The sequence below is a fragment of the Streptomyces sp. V4I8 genome (assembly GCF_041261225.1).
In the GTDB taxonomy this organism is placed as follows: domain Bacteria; phylum Actinomycetota; class Actinomycetes; order Streptomycetales; family Streptomycetaceae; genus Streptomyces.
In genome coordinates this window covers 78,203-96,465 of the sequence record NZ_JBGCCN010000004.1, presented here as the reverse complement: position 1 = coordinate 96,465, position 18,263 = coordinate 78,203, and the positions used below count along the sequence as shown (strand labels likewise).

General features: G+C 67.3%; 8 protein-coding genes. 6 read left to right on the top strand and 2 right to left on the bottom strand.

What is annotated here, in order from left to right; all coding sequences use genetic code 11:
• Positions 1-30: 30 nt before the first annotated feature.
• Positions 31-1,257, bottom strand: coding sequence for a daptide biosynthesis RiPP recognition protein (gene mpaB, locus ABIE67_RS49650; RefSeq protein ID WP_370271053.1), 1,227 nt, complete (start codon positions 1,255-1,257; stop codon positions 31-33).
• Between the two features lie 260 nt (positions 1,258-1,517).
• Here mpaB and ABIE67_RS49645 point away from each other — a divergent pair, with 260 nt between their 5' ends.
• From ABIE67_RS49645 to ABIE67_RS49625, 5 genes are all read left to right on the top strand, one after another.
• Positions 1,518-4,436, top strand: a complete 2,919-nt coding sequence (locus tag ABIE67_RS49645) for an AAA family ATPase (RefSeq protein WP_370271052.1) — start codon at positions 1,518-1,520, stop codon at positions 4,434-4,436.
• 383 nt (positions 4,437-4,819) lie between these two features.
• Positions 4,820-12,064: an amino acid adenylation domain-containing protein gene (locus ABIE67_RS49640; protein WP_370271051.1), complete on the top strand. Its 7,245-nt coding sequence runs from the start codon at positions 4,820-4,822 to the stop codon at positions 12,062-12,064.
• Complete coding sequence (locus ABIE67_RS49635) at positions 12,064-13,248, top strand: FAD-dependent monooxygenase (protein WP_370271050.1); 1,185 nt, start codon at positions 12,064-12,066, stop codon at positions 13,246-13,248. The genes ABIE67_RS49640 and ABIE67_RS49635 overlap by 1 nt, the downstream gene beginning before the upstream one ends.
• Positions 13,249-13,269: 21 nt before the next feature.
• Complete coding sequence (locus ABIE67_RS49630) at positions 13,270-14,850, top strand: short-chain dehydrogenase (RefSeq protein WP_370271049.1); 1,581 nt, start codon at positions 13,270-13,272, stop codon at positions 14,848-14,850.
• A 7-nt stretch (positions 14,851-14,857) separates the two neighbouring features.
• Entirely contained in the window at positions 14,858-15,781 is a 924-nt protein-coding gene (locus ABIE67_RS49625; RefSeq protein ID WP_370271048.1) for an SDR family NAD(P)-dependent oxidoreductase, read from the top strand.
• Positions 15,782-15,830: 49 nt separating this feature from the next.
• Here ABIE67_RS49625 and ABIE67_RS49620 read toward each other — a convergent pair whose 3' ends face one another.
• A complete protein-coding gene (locus tag ABIE67_RS49620) occupies positions 15,831-16,373 on the bottom strand; it encodes an ATP-binding protein (protein ID WP_370271047.1) in 543 nt (180 codons plus the stop codon).
• Between the two features lie 997 nt (positions 16,374-17,370).
• On the opposite strand from ABIE67_RS49620, the gene ABIE67_RS49615 reads away from it, so the two are divergent.
• Positions 17,371-18,201, top strand: a complete 831-nt coding sequence (locus tag ABIE67_RS49615) for a hypothetical protein (RefSeq protein ID WP_370271046.1) — start codon at positions 17,371-17,373, stop codon at positions 18,199-18,201.
• Positions 18,202-18,263: the final 62 nt, after the last annotated feature.

Genomic DNA, 18,263 nt, shown 5'->3' with positions numbered 1-18,263 from the left:
CGGCGGTTGACCGGGAGACGCCCGGGATGCTCAACCGCTCTTGGGCCGTGGTATCCGCGGCACTACGGGCGTGTTCTGCACGGGTGTCCGGGAGAGCCAGTCCTCGAATGAGACGTGATTGACGCCGGCTCCCAATCGTTCTGGGGGCCGCGAGGCGGCTCCGGTTCCAGGGGTTCTGGAGGCGGCGAGGAGGTTGATGCCAATGCTGGTGAGACGATGGGTGACTTGAGTGACGGCGGTGTGGGCGGAATGAGGGGCGACTTTGAGGTGACGTATGGCGGCTTCCGCTGCCGCGTTGTGGTTTCCATGGACCAGAAGCAGTTCGATGATCCGGGCGGCATTGGGCCCGAGCTGCAGCTGTTGCTGGCTGGCTGGGTCATGGAGGATCATGATGTCGTTGTTGAACAGCAATAGCGGTGTGCTGGACGCGGTACGAGTGAGGTCGGCCGCGGGGCCGACCCGGTTGAGTGCGGGTATCAGCCGCTGGGCGAACCCGGACACCTCAAGGTCGGTTACGCCGTTGGCCGCTGCCGCGCGCAGAGCGCTGAGGGCGTGGAGATAGCGGGAAAGCCAGGGACGCTGCTGATGTGCGGCATCCACTGTGGTCAGGGGAATGGTCTCACTGAGGCAGACCGAGCAGCCGTAGCCCGCGAAGCGGCGGTAAGCGGACCACCCGGCGGTGAGTGAAGCCAGGCAGTCCTCCACGGTGCCGAGCGTGGTGCCCAGGGGGGTGGTCTTTACGTCGCCGGCGATGGTGACGTACAGCCTGCGGCGAGGGCCGCCACAGGCATGTGTACCGCCGAGGACACATAAGTCGCACAGCTGAACCATGGGGTCGAGCAGTACGAGGGGAAAGGCGCCGTATTGCTGGGCACGGTCGGCGTCGTAGAGAAAGGCGTGAAAGTCGCTCTCGCTGGTCATGCGTACCAAGGTGGGGCCGAATATCGCGAGTTCATGTGCGGCGGCGTATTCCTGGACCTCCACGATGAGACTCTGGCCCAGCAGTATCTCGTCGCCGGCCGTGACCAACGAGCCCTCGTAGGGGACGACGATGGTTCCGTGCGTAAGGGCAGGCGTGTCGAGGGACGGGCAGAACACCAGGGTGCCGTGGCCGCACAGGTCGCTGTCGAGCAGGTCGGGCAGCAGAGTGGCCGACTCAGTGAGGATGGTTCTTTCCGGGATGATGTCGCTTGGTGTCGGGAGTGCCCCTAAGCTTCCACGTCCCCAAGTGTTCAAGCGACGTAAAATGCCTTCCATGGTTACCGCCTGTGATCGGTCCGATACCTGGCAGCTGTGCGCTCACGGCATCCCCGAGGTGCCGCAGGGCGTCGAACCCGCCGGCACTTCGCTACGTTAAGTAGCTCCATATTGTGGCAAATGTCTGATCAATCAATGGAAGCATGTCCTCACACAGGGGACAACCCGTTCACCAACAGTCCAGCTCTACGGGCACTGCCGGGTCTGTTCGACGCCACGATCAGGCAGGGGTGACCGGCGGTAAACCGGTGCCTGGCTGAGTGCATCTCCCTGGGCGAATTCTTTGGGACAACCCTTGGAGAGGAACACTGTTGGGGAATCTGGTCGATCGTGTCGACCAGCTCGCCGAGCTGAAACACTTGGCGCGCTGTGCACGGGATGGAACGAGCGGCGTCGTTCTCGTCGAAGGCTCTCCCGGCCTCGGGAAGACGGCCCTGATCAACGAATGGACCGCTCAAGAACGCGGCCGCGGTATGCGTGTACTGACAGCTCGTTGCTCCGTCGCTGAACGTGACCTGCCGTTCGGCGTGGTACGTCAGCTCTTCGCCGGCACCGAGGCGGAGCACTTACCCGTGACCGGTGCCGCATCGGCACCGCAGGGGCTGTTCGATGTCTTCGACGCCCTGCATCAGACGATCCGGATGCTGTGCGCGGAACAGGCGGTGTTGATCGCCGTGGACGACCTCGACCTCTGCGACGAGCAGTCCATTCAGTGGCTCGGCTATCTCACACGGCGGCTGAGCGGCATAAGCGCCCTGCTCGCCGCCACGTCGGCTCCTGATAAGGCGGACTCGCCCGCCCCGGGCATGACGGAGTTGGTGGACCACCCGCGCTTCCGGCGCCTGGAGTTGGAGGCGCTGACCGCACAAGGCATCGAGCAGCTGCTTCAGTGGGACAAGTACCCCTGTCATGGAGATGACACGGGTGTGACCGAACGGGCGTCGGGGGCACTCGGTTTCTGCCGGACCGAGACCCGTCTGCCCGACGTCCTGCGAAGCGCCACCGGCGGCAACCCCCGTCTCGTTCATGAGCTGCTGAGTGAATTGCGCCGATGGGACACCGGCGCCGACACTCCCTCCCTGGAGGAACTGTCCGAACGGGCACGGCGGTACCGAGCCCGGATGACGCATGCCCGGATCAGCCGGCAGCCGGCGGAGACACTGGTACTGGCACGTGTAGCCGCGGTCCTCGGTGACGGGGCCGATCCGCACGTCGCCGCCACCGTGGCGGGCCTCGATGAACGGGCCGCCGCCGCGGCAGTGCAGGCCCTGGAGCGCATCGGGGCGTTGCGGTACGAGGCATCCGGGATGACCTTCGTGGACGCGGCGCTGCGGGCAACTCTGGAGGGAGAAGTCGCTGTAGCCGAACGGTCCGTACTCCGACTGCGCGCCGCCCGGGTGAGCCACGATGCCGGAGCCGGTGACGAACAAGTGGCCGGACATCTGCTGCGCCTGGCAAGACCGGTCCCTGAGCCGTGGGTGGTGCCGGCCCTGCGCTCCGCCGCGCGCGACGCTCTGCGACGGGGCGCTCCAGAGGACGCCGCCACATATCTACGCTGCGCACTGCGACAGCCAGTGTCCGGGACGATACGCGAGCAACTCCTCACCGACCTCGGCCGGATGCTGCTCTACCGGGATCCGGCCGTTGCCTGCCGCTATCTCAGCGAGGCCATCGTCACGGTTGAGGAACCCGGCCGACGGGGGCAGGTGGCGGCCTCGCTGTCCACCGCCCACCTGTTGTGCGGGAGGCTGGGTGCTGCCGTGGACGTGCTCGTAGAAGCGGGGGCCATGGTGCGGTCGGCCTCCGCCGCGGGGACGGACTCCACGTCGGCGACGTGGCTGGAGATCGACGCCCAGCTGCAGGTGCAATGCACGCTGGCCAGGGCCACTGGGGCACCGCACAGTCCGCCGGCCTCGCTGAACCTTGAGGCTGACGCCTTCTCCGACGCGGCCGTGCCCAGGTCCGCGACCGGGCAAGAAGTGTGGCGGCTGGGCATCCTGGCCCTGCGCAGTGGGCTGGCGGGGGAGTCGGCGTCGCGGACCCGCGCTCTGGCCGGCCAGGCCTTCCGCTCCGGTCTCTTGGCGCGCGAGGGCTGTTCCGAGCTGGCCTTCTTCGTGGCCCTCAGCCTTTTGCACACCGACGATCTGGAGGACGCGGAGCGGGCCTTCAGCGAGATCGGAAGGAGTGCCGAACGGTCCGGCGCGCGCATACTGCAGGCGGCCGCCACACTCGGACGCTCCATGCTTCACCAGGTGCGCGGCGAGGTCAGGGACGCGTTGGCCATGGCCGCCACCGCCATGGAGGAGTTCTTCGAGCTGCCGCCCAGCTGTTTCCGCGGCAGTGCCGCCGCGCACATGATCACGTTGCTGCTGGACAACGGTCAGCCCGACGCCGCGCAGGCCCTCGCCCGCCGCACTGCCGCCAACGGCAGTGACGGTGACATGGACAGTTGGGACACCGCAGTACTCAACCTGGCCTCCGGCAGATTGCTGGCGGCCTGTGGGGACATCCCAGGTGCCCTCGTCCAAGTACTGGACTGCGGACGCAGGTTGGAGCGGCATGGAGTGGTCAACCCGGCGATGCTGACCTGGCGGTCCGACGCCGCGATTCTGCACTCGACGCTCGGTGAGCGCGACCAGGCATGCCGGCTGGCGCACGAGGAGCTGCGGCTGGCGCAGCGGTGGGGGAGCCCGCGAGTAATGGGCCGCGCCCTGTGGGCAGTGGGCGTGGCCACCGGCGGAGAGGAGGGGCGGCACATGCTGGCCGCAGCCGTGGCACACCAGGAGGCGGGGGGCGCCCAATTGGAACTGGCCAGGACTCTGATCGACTACGGCGTGAGCGAATCCGCGGCAGGCGACCTGGTGCAGGGACGGGCGCGCCTGCGTCGTGCGGTGGAGCTGGCGCGCCGATGCGGGGCGGCCAGGCTCGTCGAGCTGGCGTCGGTCGAACTGGCCAAGACCGGAGCCAGGCCTCGCAGCTCGGGCAACGACCGCTGGGCCTCCCTGACGCCTGGCGAGCTCCAGGTGGCCCGCCTGGCGGCATCAGGCGCCCGCAACCGGGAGATCGCCGCGAAGCTGCACGTCACCTCGCGCGCTGTGGAACGCCATCTGACCAGCGCCTACCGCAAGCTCGGAGTGCCCGGTCGCGCCGAGCTCGCGGCGCTCTTCGACTGCCCATGAGCGTCGTGGGACGCATCGCAGAAGCAGCGGGTGTTCGCCCATGTGCTTGTCCTCTCCAGGGTCCCTCATGAGACTGTGACCGCGGTCACCGCACCCGGCGATCCGCTGTGCGTCGAGTCGTTGTTCGGTACACCGAACTGAGTTGTGGATAGCACCCCACAATTTCCCTCCCGGCTTGCTTCTGCTCTTATCGGCGTGATTTCTTTCTCATGCGGCGCGTCACCCCGGTCAATAATTGAAATAGGAGGTGGCATTGCCGCTCGGCGTGACGGGTCGACTGGTCATCTCCCGTCACGTGACAGCGCGCCTGGTCCCTCTCGGCGAAACGTGGGGGAACCAGGCGCGCTGTGACATCTCGTCAACCACCTTTGCACAGGCTGGACATGGTTCATGCTCGTTCAGCCGCCTACCCTTCGGAGAGGACTATGAGCTCGGTGTCCCCGACTGCTTTGACGGCCTATCAGCGGGACATCTGGACGGCAAGTTCTCAGGCGCCGGATCTACCTCGGTACAACATCGGTGGAGCGCTGCGCATTCTCGGAGATGTCGATTTCGGGCTTCTCCAAGAATGTCTTCGACGAGGCGTGCAGTGCAATGACGCCTTTCATCTGCGTTTCACTGAGAGGGATGGAGTTCCCGTTCAATGTGCGGAGATTGAGCTGCCCGACATTGACGTCCTCGATTTCTCTGCGGAGCCAGATCCTCGGGCCGAGTGTCTGGCCTGGATGGAGCGTGCGACCCGTAGGCCCTTCGACCTCAACAGCGGTCGGATGTTCGACATGGCGCTGCTGCGTGAGGACGAGTCGGTCGGCTACCTCTGCATCACCGCACACCACATCATCATTGACGGCTGGGGCATGGATCAGTTCGTGCGCCAGGTCCTGTCGGACTACGCGCACGCCGTACGCACGGGCTCCCCCCTGAAGATCACGCCGCCTTCCTATCTCGCATCCGCCGAGAACGAGGCTCGATACCGCGGGTCGTCCCGCTGGCAACGCGACCAGGACTTCTATCGGGAGACGTTCGCGAACCTCGAACCCCCGTTGTTTCCCGTCAAGGCCCCAACTGCCTTGGACGGCAGTCGGCGCAGCGCCCGCCACAGCTTCCTGATCGAGCGGAAGCTCATCGACCGGATTCGTGAACAGGAGAACTCCGTCTTCGCGTTCCTCACTGCCGCGTTCGCGACGTACCTCTCCCGGGTGCACCGCTGCGAGGAGGTCGTGCTTGGCATCCCCTTCCTCAACCGGCACGGAATCGCGGAAATGCGGACCGTCGGTCACTTCGCCAACATGCTGCCGCTGCGAGTCGCCACGCACGGCCAGCAGTCGATGCAGGACATCGCGGGGCAGGTCGAAGCGGCCACGTTCACCGCGAAGCGCCATGAGCGGCTGGCCCTGGGCGACCTGCTGCGTGCCCTGCCGTCGTGTGACGCCGGGCCGCGCCGGCTGTTCGACGTGACCATCTCCTATCTGCGCCTGCCCGATCCCGCGACCGTCCCGGGGCTCTCCTTCGAGAAGGTCGCCCTGTCCCATGGCCATGACCAGGACGCGTTGACCGTCCATATTCGCGAGTTCGACAGCGTCGGTGACGTCCGCGTCGACCTCGACTACGCGCTCGACGTCTTCGACGAGGATTTTCCGGTCGAGGCTGCGGCCCGGCACATCAAGCGACTGCTGGAGCAGGCGGTCGACCAGGCCGGGGAGCCAGTGAGAAATCTGCCGATGCTCGCCCCCGAGGAACATGAGCTCCTCGTCCGGACCTGGAATGCGACCGACTCCGCTTACGCCAGTGACAAGACCCTGCACGGTCTCTTCGAGGAGCAGGCCGCCCGTACGCCCGACCGCGTCGCCGTCGTCGCGAGCGGGGGGCATCCGGCACTGACCTATGACGAAGTCGATGCCCGCGCCAACCAGATCGCACGGAACCTGCGTGCCGAGGGCGTGCGCCCCGACGACCGGGTGGCTGTGCTGCTGGAGCGCGGCCCGGAGCTGCCGGTCGCGCTTCTTGGCGTACTGAAGGCCGGCGCCGCGTATGTGCCCATCGACCCCGCCTACCCCGAGGAACGCATCCGCTTCCTCGTCGAGGACAGCGGCGCGAGACTCGTCATCCAGGGCCACGACAGCCGCGGTGAGGACGACCCGCACCCGACGCCCCTGCCCACCGGGGCCCGCCGCTACGCCCTCGACGCGCTCCGGCGAGGCCCGGACGGGCCGCTTGAGCGCAGCGCCGGACCGCGCGATCTCGCCTATGTCATTTACACCTCCGGCTCCACCGGACGGCCCAAGGGCGTCATGGTCGAGCACCGCTCGGTGGTCAATCGTCTGGCTTGGATGCAGCGGCGATACCCGATCGGGGACGCCGATGTGCTGTTGCAGAAGACGCCCAGCTCGTTCGACGTCTCTGTGTGGGAGCTCTTTTGGTGGGCCGCCGAGGGAGCCCGCGTGGCCCTGCTGCCGGCGGGGGCGGAGAGGGAACCCCAGGAGATTCTGCGTACCATCGCCGAACAACGCGTCACCGTGGTGCACTTCGTGCCGTCGATGCTCGGACCGTTCCTCGATCTGCTGGAGAGCGACTCAGCGCTCGTGGACGGCCTTGGAAATCTGCGCTTCGTCTTCTGCAGCGGCGAGGCCCTGCCGCCGCGCCTTGCCGCGCGGTTCCACCGGGTGTTCGCCGCCGCGGGAGCGTCAGCCCCGCAGCTGGTCAATCTCTATGGCCCGACGGAGGCCACGGTCGATGTCTCGTACTTCGACGTTGCCGCCGGACCGGCGAAAGGCACTGGCAGCCCGGTGAACAGGGTGCCGATCGGGCGGCCGATCGACAACATGCGGCTGTATGTGCTCGGTCGGGACAACCATCCCCAGCCTGTCGGTGTGCCGGGCGAATTGTGTATCGCGGGTGTCGGCCTGGCACGCGGATACCTTGACCGCCCCGAGCTGACGCGCGAGAAGTTCGTCCCGGATCCGTTCCGACCGGGGGAGCGCATGTACCGCACGGGTGATCTTGCCCGGTTGCTGGCGGACGGCACCGTGGAATACCTCGGGCGTATCGACGAACAGGTGAAGATCCGCGGTCACCGCGTGGAGCTCGGCGAGGTGCAGAGCCGGCTGGTCACCTGCCCCGGCGTCCGGGACGCGGTCATCGCCGTACGGACATCGCCCGCGCGCGGGGCCCACCTGGTCGGCTACTACGTCGCCGATGAGGTGGCCGATCCCGCGCAGTTGCGCGCACATCTGGCCACCGCGCTGCCGGAGTTCATGATCCCGGCGTACTTCGTACGCCTCGACCGCATTCCCGTGACCCCGAACGGCAAAGCCGACCGCCGGGCCCTGCCCGCCCCCGAGCAGGCCGAAAGCGCGGCGGACACCGCATCGTCGACCGCGGCGGAGAGAATTCTCGCTGCCGTCTGGAGCGAGGTGCTGGAACTGGAATCCGTCGGCAACCACGAGAACTACTTCTCGCTCGGCGGTGACTCGATCCTGATGCTCAGGATCCGCGCCGAGTCGGCGAAGCGCGGACTGCACTTCACGCTCAACGACATGTACCGCCACCCGACGGTCGCGCAACTGGCGGCGCACGCGTCCGCGGAGCCCACCCCCGAGACCGACGCGGCTCTCGCGCCGGCACCCTTCGCTCTCGTGCCGGGTGCCGACCGGGCCCGCCTGGCGGCGGCCGAAGACGCCCATCCGCTCACCCAGCTCCAGCTCGGAATGCTGTACCACAGCCGCGAGCACGAGGAATCGGCCGTCTACCACGACGTCTTCCGCTACACGCTCGACATGGACTGGGACGAGACCGCTCTGCGGCAGGCCCACGGCCGGCTGGTCACCCGCCATCCCGCTCTGCGTTCCTCGTTCGACGTCTCCGGCTTCCCCCAGCCCTTGCAGATCGTGCATCGCCCGGCAGATGCCGGCGAAAGCCTGGAGATCGCCGACCTGCGCCTCCTCACCGACGAGGCAGCCGAGGCCGCCGTACAGGCTCATATCGACCGGCGGCGTTTTCACCGCTACGACTTCGACCGGCCTCCGCTTTGCCTGTTCCGTATGCATCTGATGCCGTCCGGGGGAGTGGACCTCGTCTTGAGCTTCCACCACGCGCTCCTGGACGGGTGGAGTGTGGCGAACCTGCTCCAGGAATTGCTCCAGGATTACCTGTACTTCCTCGGCGCGGACACCGCACCGGTACCGGAGGAGCCCCTGCCCTCGTTCGCGATCCACGCACTCGACGAGCAGCGGGCCCTCGCCTCGGAGCAGTCCCGGCGGTATTGGCGTCAGGTGCTCGGTGAGGCCCCGCCCGCCCGTCTGGAGACCTTCCGGCCGCATGAGGCGAACGAGGCGCACGGGGCCGCCGACTTCTTCGTACACCATGTCGACCTGCCCGACCGGCTCACGGCTGCGGTCCGCGACTTCGCCAACACCAACGACTTGCCCCTGAAAGCGCTCCTGTTCGCCACGCACTGCCTGACTCTCCGACTGTTCCAGGACTCGGACGAGGTCACCACCGGACTGGTCGTGCACGGCCGCCCGGAGCAGGCCGCGGTCGAGCGCGTCGCGGGGCTGTTCCTCAATACCGTGCCGGTGCGGCTCGGCGGCGCAGCCAGGACGTGGCTCGAAGCGGTGCACGAGGCGGCGCGCGGTGAGCGCGACAGCCACCCGCACCGGCGCTATCCGCTCAGCGCGATTCAGGCGGAGCGAGGGGGCGAGGCAGTGCTGTACAGCGCGTTCAACTACGTCAACTTCCATGTGTTCGGGCCGATCCTGCGCACCGCGGGCCTGCGCCTGAGGGATATGGAAATCTGGGAGCAGACGAACTTCCCGCTCCTGGTGAACGCGATCACCGACCCGCGGGACGGGCGACTGAATCTGCGGATCGACTGCGACGGCCGTGCTTTCACGGCATCGCAGGCCGAAGTCTTCGGTCACCGGTACGTCGAGATCCTGCAGCGCATCGTGGAATGCCCCGACGAGAAGCCGGACTTCGGGTTCCTCACCGAGGATCCCGGTGACGTCGTGCGCCGCTTCGAGCGTCAGGCGCTGCGCACACCGCGCGCGATCGCCGTCACCATGTCCGGCGAGCGGTGGACGTACGAAGAACTCGACCGCGCCGCCGATCGCGTGGCACGACGGCTGCTGCGCCTCGGCTCACCGCCCGGCGCCCGCCTCGGGATCGCCATGGACCGCTCGCCGGAGATGATCGCCGTGGTCCTGGGCATCGCCAAGGCCGGTGCGGCCTGCCTCCCTCTGGACGTCCACCACCCCGAGGAGCGCATCGCCGCCATGCTCGCGCAGGCACGGCCGTTTCGCGTGATCGCGCAGGCCCGGCACACCCGGCTGGTCCCCGACGAGTGGGACGTACTCCTCGTCGAGACGGTCGTCGCGGGCGCAGACGGTGAACCGGCCGAAGGCGACTCGCCTGCGCTGCCGCCCATCGAACCGCAGAGCATCGCGTACGTCCTGTTCACCTCCGGCTCGACCGGCCGGCCCAAGGGCGTCGCCATGCCCCACCGGGCGTTGGCCAACCTCGTGGCATGGCAGAACCGCGCACCGAGCGGCGCCGTCGGCGGAACCACGTTGCAGTTCGCTCCGCTCTGCTTCGACGTCTCTTTCCAGGAGATCTTCTCCGCGCTGTGCGGTGGCGGCACCCTCCTGCTTGTGTCCGAGGCGCGGCGCCACAACTCGGTCGTGCTGCTGCGTCTGCTCGACCACGAGGGCGTGGAACGGGTCTTCCTGCCGTACGTGGCCCTGCAGCAACTCGCCGAGACCGCTGAGACGCTTGAGCTGTATCCGCGGCGTCTGCGCGTGCTGATCTCCTCCGGCGAGCGGCTCCGGGTGACCGGGGAAATCCGCCGGCTGTGCGCGGCGCTGCCGGGCTGTCTTCTGGAGAACCAGTACGGCCCGACGGAAACCCACGTGGTGACCAGCTTCCCGATGACCGGGGACCCGGCCGCGTTCCCCGATCTCCCGCCGATCGGACGGCCCATCGACGGGGTAGAGGTGCATGTGCTCGATACCCGGCTCCGCCCGGTGCCTGTGGGCGGCAAGGGCGAGATCCACATCGGCGGCGCATGCCTCGCCGAGGGCTACGAGGGGCAGCCCGAACACACACAGGAACGTTTCATCCCGCATCCTCTCCGCCCGGACGCCGGCCGGCTCTACCGAACCGGCGACCTCGGCTGGCTCCTGCCCGGGGGTGACGTCGTCTGCTTGGAGCGCGCGGATACCCAGGTGAAGATCCGGGGCTTTCGCGTTGAACCCGCCGAGAGTGAGCTGGCTCTGGGGAAGGTGGCCGAGCACTGTCCGGGCCTGCGCGAGGTCGCCGTCGTGGCCCGGCAGCCGGAGGGCGCCCCGGCGTTCCTCGCCGCGTTCCTGGTCGGTGACGAGGTGTCGGTCGACCTGTTGGACATCCGACGGAGGCTGCGCGCGTCGCTGCCCGAGTACCTGGTGCCCGCACGCTTCACCTGGCTGCCCGAACTCCCCCTCACCCCGAGCGGCAAGCGAGACGACACGGCACTGCGCACCATGCCCCTCGGCCCCATCATCCCGTCCGCCGAGCGCACCGAGCCACGGGACCCTTGCGAGCGCGCTCTGGCCGAGATGCTGTCCGACCTGTTGCGGGTGCCGGAGCCGGGAGTGCATGACGACTTCTTCGAACTGGGCGGAACGTCGCTGACCGCGATGCGTCTCGTCACGATGATCGAGAAGCGGTACGGAGTGGGAGTCCCGCTGTCCGCGTTCGCCGAGGCTCCGACCGTCGCCGCACTCGCCGACAAGGTGCGCGGCCAAAGCGCGATGACGGGCACCGACCCCCTGGTGCCGCTGCGCACGTCCGGCACCCGGTCACCCCTGTTCTTCGTGCACCCCATCGGCGGCAACGTGCTGTGCTACGTCCCGCTGGCTCGGCAACTCCCCGAGGACCGGCCCGTTTACGCACTCCAAGCAGTGGGGGCCGAGCCGGGAACGGAGCCCTTGCACACCATCCCGGACCTCGCCCGCAGTTATCTCGACGCGGTACGGCGCGTACAGCCCAGCGGCCCGTACACCATCGGCGGCTGGTCCTTCGGCGGCTTCGTGGCGTTCGAGATGGCACGGCAGCTCACATCGGCCGGCGAGGCCGTCGACCGGCTCGTACTCCTTGATTCGATTACCCCCGGGACGCTCCAGGAGGTGGCCGAGGAGCAACTGCTCGAATGGTTCCTGTGGGAATTGCTCCGGCTGGACGGCAGCGGCAACGGACCGGCGCCGGAAATCCCGTCGGGGATCGGTGAACAGGAGCGATTCGACTACATCCTGGACCGTGCCGTGGCCGCCGGTGTCCTGGCCGCCGACTGCTCGACCGCTCGCGTACGACGTCTCTTCCATGTGTTCCGGGCCAACTGGCAGGCACTGCTGGACTACCGCCCGGACCGCTGCGATCAGGATCTCGTGCTCTTGCGCGCGAAGGCGCCGCTGCCCAAGTCGCTGGAACCGGCGCACAACGCGGTCGGCAGTGCGCACCGCGACCCGAACAACGGCTGGGGGGCGTGGACCAGCGGTCGGATCGAAGTCATCGAAGTGCCCGGCGACCATCTGCAACTCATGGAGGATCCCTATATAGCCACCGTGGCTCAGCGTATCTGTGAGGTGACCAAGTGATGCGATCGGCATGGACCAGAACAGACAAGAGACTCAAGGCGATCGTCATCGGCGCCGGGATCGGCGGGCTGACGGCGGCGGTCGCCTTACGCAGGGTAGGAATCGAGGTCGAGGTCTACGAGCGCGCCAGTGTGCTGCGCCCAGCCGGCACCGGTTTGTCGATGATGAGTAACGCGCTGTCCGCCCTCGGCTCCCTGGGTATCGATCTCGAACTGGACCGCCGCGGGCGGACCATCGACACCTTTGTCCTCTGTGATCACACCGGCCGCTCGGTCAGGCAGCTGTCGTTGAAGGAACTCGGTGACCGGCTCGGAGCCCCCAGCGTCAGCATCCATCGCGCAGACCTGCAACAGGCGCTCCTTGATGCGCTCGGTGATGAACAGCCTGTGCAACTCGGTGCGTGCGCCCTGGGTTTCAGGTCGGAGACGGACGGTGTCCGGGTACGGTTCACCGACGGCCGTGAAGCGTGGGGGGACGTGCTGATCGGTGCCGACGGCTTCCACTCCGCGGTGCGCCATCAGCTGGTCGGAGCGGAGAAGCCGCGCGAGCCCGGCTACGTGTGCTGGCTGGCGGTCATTCCCTTCTCCCACCCGAGATTCACCGACGGCTGTGTTCGACACTATTGGGGCGCCGGGCAGCGCTTCGGTCTCATCGACATCGGCCACGGCCGGGCGTACTGGTGGGGTACGAGGAACATGCCGACGGCGGCCGCCCGCGCGTGGAACGGAGGCAAGGACGAGATCGCCCGCGCCTTCGCCGGCTGGGCGGACGAAGTGCAGGAGGCGATCCGTCGCACGCCTGAGCAGGCCATCATCAGTGTGCCGGCGCAAGATCGCCCCTTCCTCGAACGGTGGGGCGAGGGCCGGGTCACTCTGCTCGGGGACGCGGCCCACCCCATGCTGACCAGCCTCGGCCAGGGTGCGGGCACCGCGGTGGAGGACGCCGTGGTCCTGGCCCGCAGCCTGGCCTCGGCGGCCGACCACACGCAGGCACTGCGCGACTACGAGGCCCGCCGCCGCGTCAGGGTCCGGGAGATGGTCCGCCTCTCCCACCGGCTCAGCCGGATCGAGCAGGACGAGCGCCGCCTGCCGCGCATGCTGCGCGACACCTATTTCCGATGGGTGCCGACACGCGTGCTGTATCGCCAGAACATGTCGTTGCTGGCATTCACACCCACCTGGTGAACACAACCTCTCGTCACCGCGGTGACCGACATCCGTGTGACCGTGGGATTCACCCAGATTGTCAATACCTGCCGCGTTTCTGAGGATTGGAGCGATGTCGTGAGTACTCAGGGGCACGAGTGCCTTCCGGTGGTCCCCGATCGGAATGAGGGTGGGCGGCTGAACACGATGGCAGATCCGGCAGCGGACCCGGTCTGCCGACCGCTTGGTCCACTCGAACGCTGGCACTGGATCTCCGACCGGATCTCACCGCTCAACGTCATCGCACGGACACAGGTGCGCGGACGACTGCCGGTATCACTGCTGCGCCGGGCCCTCAACGAACTGCAGGATCGCCACCCGCTTCTCTCGGTCGCCATTCGTGCGGACCAGGCCGGAATGGATCCCTGGTTCGTACCACGGCCCGGCGCGATCCCGCTGCGGAGCCGACACCTTGAGGCAGGAAGCGGCGTGAAACTGGCCGCTTGGTGGGAGGTCGAGGCCGACGAGCGAGAGCTGCGCGATCCGATCGACGTGCACAAGGGGCCGCTGGCCCGCGCCGTCGTGCTCACCCGGGCCGCACCGAACGGCACGGGCGAGCAGGTGCACGACCTGCTGCTCACGCTCTCCCACTGCATCGCGGACGGGACCACGGCCCTGGCGCTTCTGGAGGAGTGGCTCCAGCACGCCGCTCGGCTGGACAACGCGGTACCTGGCTCAGCGCCGGCGCCGGGCCCGGCCGGGTGGCCGGTCCGGCCGGCGCCCGAGGCGATGTTTCCCCGGCGTCACCAGGGCGTGCCGGGTGCGGCAAGCGCGATCGCGCGACAGCTGCGTGATCAGGTCAACTGGCGTCGGGTACGAGCACGGCGGGTGGCTCCGAGCCAGCCAGTGCCCGGCGAACAGCGCCGCACCAGGCTGCTCCACCGGTCGCTCTCGCCGGCGCAAGTCGACGCTCTGACCCGGGCCTGCAGGCGAGAAGGGGTGACCGTGCACGGAGCGCTCGCCGCAGCAATGATCGCCGCTGTGGCGCATGAGGCCGCAGCCGCCCAGCCCGAGCACTACGTCATCGGCTCACCCGTCGATTTCCGGAGCGAGCTGCGGCCAGAGGTCTCCCCACGAGAGATGGGCAGTTACGTGGCGACGCTTCCCTCGTACGTCGCATATCGTCCCGGTCAGTCCTTATGGCGCACCGCACATGAGTTGAGCCGGGATCTGGAACGGCGTCGGCGCGATGGCGACCACTTCGCCACAGTCAACCTGCTGGGCCTCATCGGCCCGGAGACAGTCGCGACGAGCGCTCCATTCCTGCAGAGGGTGGAAGCCAGGGGCCCGGGCAACCTGTGCCTTTCCAACCTCGGGCGCTACGACTTTCCGGAGAGCGTCGGCCAATGGCAGGTCAGCGGCGCCCAGTTCGTCGCGGGTATCTCGGTCTCGGGTTACGTCGTTGCCACGGTGAATACCAGCCATGGCCAGCTCCATTGGAACTTCACCTATGTCGAGGACATCGTGCCGCGCCCGCGTGCGGAGCGCCTGGTGACCAGGAGTGTCGACCATCTCCTGGCCGCCGTTCGGCGTCGGTCGCACCGACGGTCCGTGCCCTCCGACGCGCTCAGCACTCACTGAAGGAGTCATGTTGTTCGCACATCCCCGGCGCTTTCCGCCAAAGGACCGGGCTGTCGTCGTCACCGGCGCGTCCTCCGGCCTGGGCAGGGAATGCGCACTCCACCTGGACCAGCTGGGATTCCGGGTCTTCGCGGGTGTGCGGCGGTCCGACGACGCCCTGGCACTGACCGCGGCCTCGACATCCGGCCGGCTGCGTCCCCTCAAGCTCGACGTCACACGAGAGGACTTGATCTGGAAGGCGGCCGCCCGCGTCTCGGAAGAGACGGGTGACGACGGGCTGTGGGGCCTGGTCAACAACGCGGGGATGTGCCTCTCGGCTCCCATGGAATGCCTTTCACCCGACGCGTTGCGGTACCAGATGGAGACCAATCTCATCGGCCACTTCGCCGTGACCCGGGCATTCCTGCCGCAAATCCGGAAAGCTGAAGGACGGATCGTCAATGTGAGTTCCGGCCTCGGCCGGATCGCCAGTCCCTACCTGGGTGCCTACGCGGCGACACAGTTCGCCAAAGAGGGGCTCAGTGATGCGCTCCGCCGTGAGCTCAGGCCGTTCGGTGTGGCTGTCGTGGTGGTGCAGCCGGGGGCCATCAGCACTCCGATCTGGGGCAAGGTGCGCGAGGCCGCCCACGACATCCTGAGCGGGGCATCGCAGGAGGTCACCGACCTGTACCGGCCGTCGTTTCTGAACTTCCTGGAGCGGAACGAACGGCGGGCCCGGTCGAGCACCACGCATCCGGAGAGCTTTGCCAACGCTGTCGCCCACGCCCTCACCGCAGGTCGGCCGAGGACGCGCTACCGCGTCGGCCGTGACGCGCGAGCCACCAGTGTGCTGGCGCGGTTGCTGCCGGACGCCGTACTGGACGCGGCCTTCGACGCTGTCGTCGCCACGCGGCGAGAACGGGCTCGGGAATCGGTCGCCGCTCAGTCGTGACGGCCGAGGGGCGGTTCACGTGGATGACCGGATCACCCACGCAACCCGCTCACGAGGTGAGAGCGAGATCGAACCAGACTCGGGTTCCCGTACGCTCGGTGAATTGGCCCCAGCGCTCGGCCAGTTCGCGAACAAGGAGCAGACCGCGGCCGTGTTCGTCCGTCGGGGCGGCGTCGACCTCATGGAACTCCTGGGGTGATCCTCCGTTGTCGACGACCTCTATGCGAAGGACGCTGCCCCTGACCGCCAGCGCCAACTGAACCGCCGAGGAATCTCCGTGGATCACAGCATTGGTGAACAGTTCCGAAACCAGCAGGCGGGCCGTGGCGAGCACGTCCCCGCCCGACGCGACTTCCCAACCCTGAAGGACGTCCTTGACGAACTCTCTCGCGGCCGACACCGAACGTGGCTCGGCCCGCAGAATGATGGATGCCGACTGGTCAGCCGGATGTCGCCGTAACCCACATTGATCCGACGACGTCAGTGCGGCCGCACAGCATGGCGTCATCAATCCTCCGTTGCGACGGCTCCTGAACGTTCTGTGGGCACTACCGCTTGCAAGCAGCACAGTGAGCACCTTCGCCAGTCGCATGTGAACCCCTAGATCAAGAAGTCAGTGGACGGGAGCGGCCCGTGCCGACGGACCCGGATTGCGCGCTGAGCGCAGCACTACAAGGAGGCGCCCTCGAAGTCAGACGCCCGCGCGCGTACCTTCGATCTCGCGATCCGACCGAGCAGCGATCCTGACAGCGAGCACAGCGCGGGCGGCAGGCGTTCGCGCTGCAGCCACGGCCGCCGCACCGAAGGCCCCGTGCAGGCCGTCCACGGCAGTCCGCGCCGGGTGCTCTGGCGTCATCATTGCTGGCCCTTCTGTGTCGAGCGTGTGCCCTGCTACTTGCTCTGACACGACGGGGGAGTATTTGTGACGTGATGCCCGGGATTTCTGAAGCCGATGACTGTGTGTATTCAACTGGTAGCGTACGGTATGATTGCCGGGTAAAGGATGAGGGGGCGTCGCAAGCAGTAGCTTGTCGAAAGGGCAGGCCTAGCAGCTCGCCCTCCGAATGCCATAAAGCAGAGCTGGGGGAGCGTAATCGTCGGTGGCGGCGGTGTACCCGCAGGGCTTTACGATTGGATCATGCATTCTGACGTTGCTGCCCATGGTGCAGTGCGGTCTTCTGTCCATCTCAACAAGGAGATCCGCGCTTTGTGGCGGCGAGCAGGAGGGCATCTCTCGACGCCTGACGAACGGGCCGAGTACGAGCGATTACTGGTGGAGTGGTTATCGGCTGTTCGACGTGAGACGGCCAAGACCTAGAGCATTGCTTCAGACGGTGGGGCTGTAGGGAAGCGGAGATGTGCGCTGGGGGAGCGGAGAGAGGCCCACCGTGATCCGCAGGACGGGTCGGCCGGTTGCTGGACTCGGTGAATTCCCGTGTATAACTTCTTCGCATGGCCACAACAAGCTTCTGCCTGGGGGCCTGAGTTCCTACGGGTCGTGAAATAGGAATGTCTGTTGGACCATGGGCCGCTTGTACCGACGTCTCTGCAGCGTCCAGCCTGTCCCGCCTGCGAGAAGAGAGGTGCCGATGTTCTTAGGCGCGCAGCATGCGGCAGGCGAGGGCGAGCACTCTTTATCGATGTATGCGGTCCGGCAACGGGAGTTGAACCGCGCTTCAGCCGGTCTGTGGGCATGCTACGCACGTCACCGCGCGAAGGTGACCGAATGCGTGTTGGCTCATGCTCCCGCGACGCCGGGACGTTTGGTGGTGCTGGGGGCAGGCAATTGCAATGATCTCGAACTGGGCAAGGTCGTGAAGGCCTTCAGCACGGTTCACCTGTTGGATCTGGACTCCGTTGCCATGGCGACGGGGGTGGAACGCCAGGGGATGAGATCCGCGGCTGGGTTGCGGATCCATGGGGGAGTGGATGTGACCGCACCGCTGGACGCCGGCTCCCTGGGCGTGGACGGAGCGGACGTGGTGGTCTCGGCTGCCATGCTCTCTCAACTGATCAGTAGCGCCATGGAAGAAGGACAGCAGGCCGAGGGCCTGCTCCGCGTGCGCGATGCGCATCTTCAGACCATGCTCGGCCTGCTTCGCCCTGGCGGTCACGGTCTGCTCGTCAACGACATGGTGTCTTCCGACACTTGTCCCCAGCTGCACTCCACGCCGCAAGACCGGCTTCCCACGCTCCTTCCGGCGCTGCTGGAAGAGCGCAATTTCTTCACGGGATGCAATCCGCTGGCGATCGTGGAGCGGCTCAACGGGCCGCTCTTGGAGGCAACGGGCGTCGCCGTCAGCTCACCGTGGCGTTGGGACGTGGGCACGCGCAGCCATCTTGTGTGTGCCGTGTCGTTCCGGCGCCGGCATGAAAGCGCTACACGTCGGCCTGGCCGGGATGTCACCGGACACTCATGAAGCCGTGAACTGCCTGCCGTCACCGGGTTGCTGCAGGTGGCGGGCCCGATCGCACGTCGATG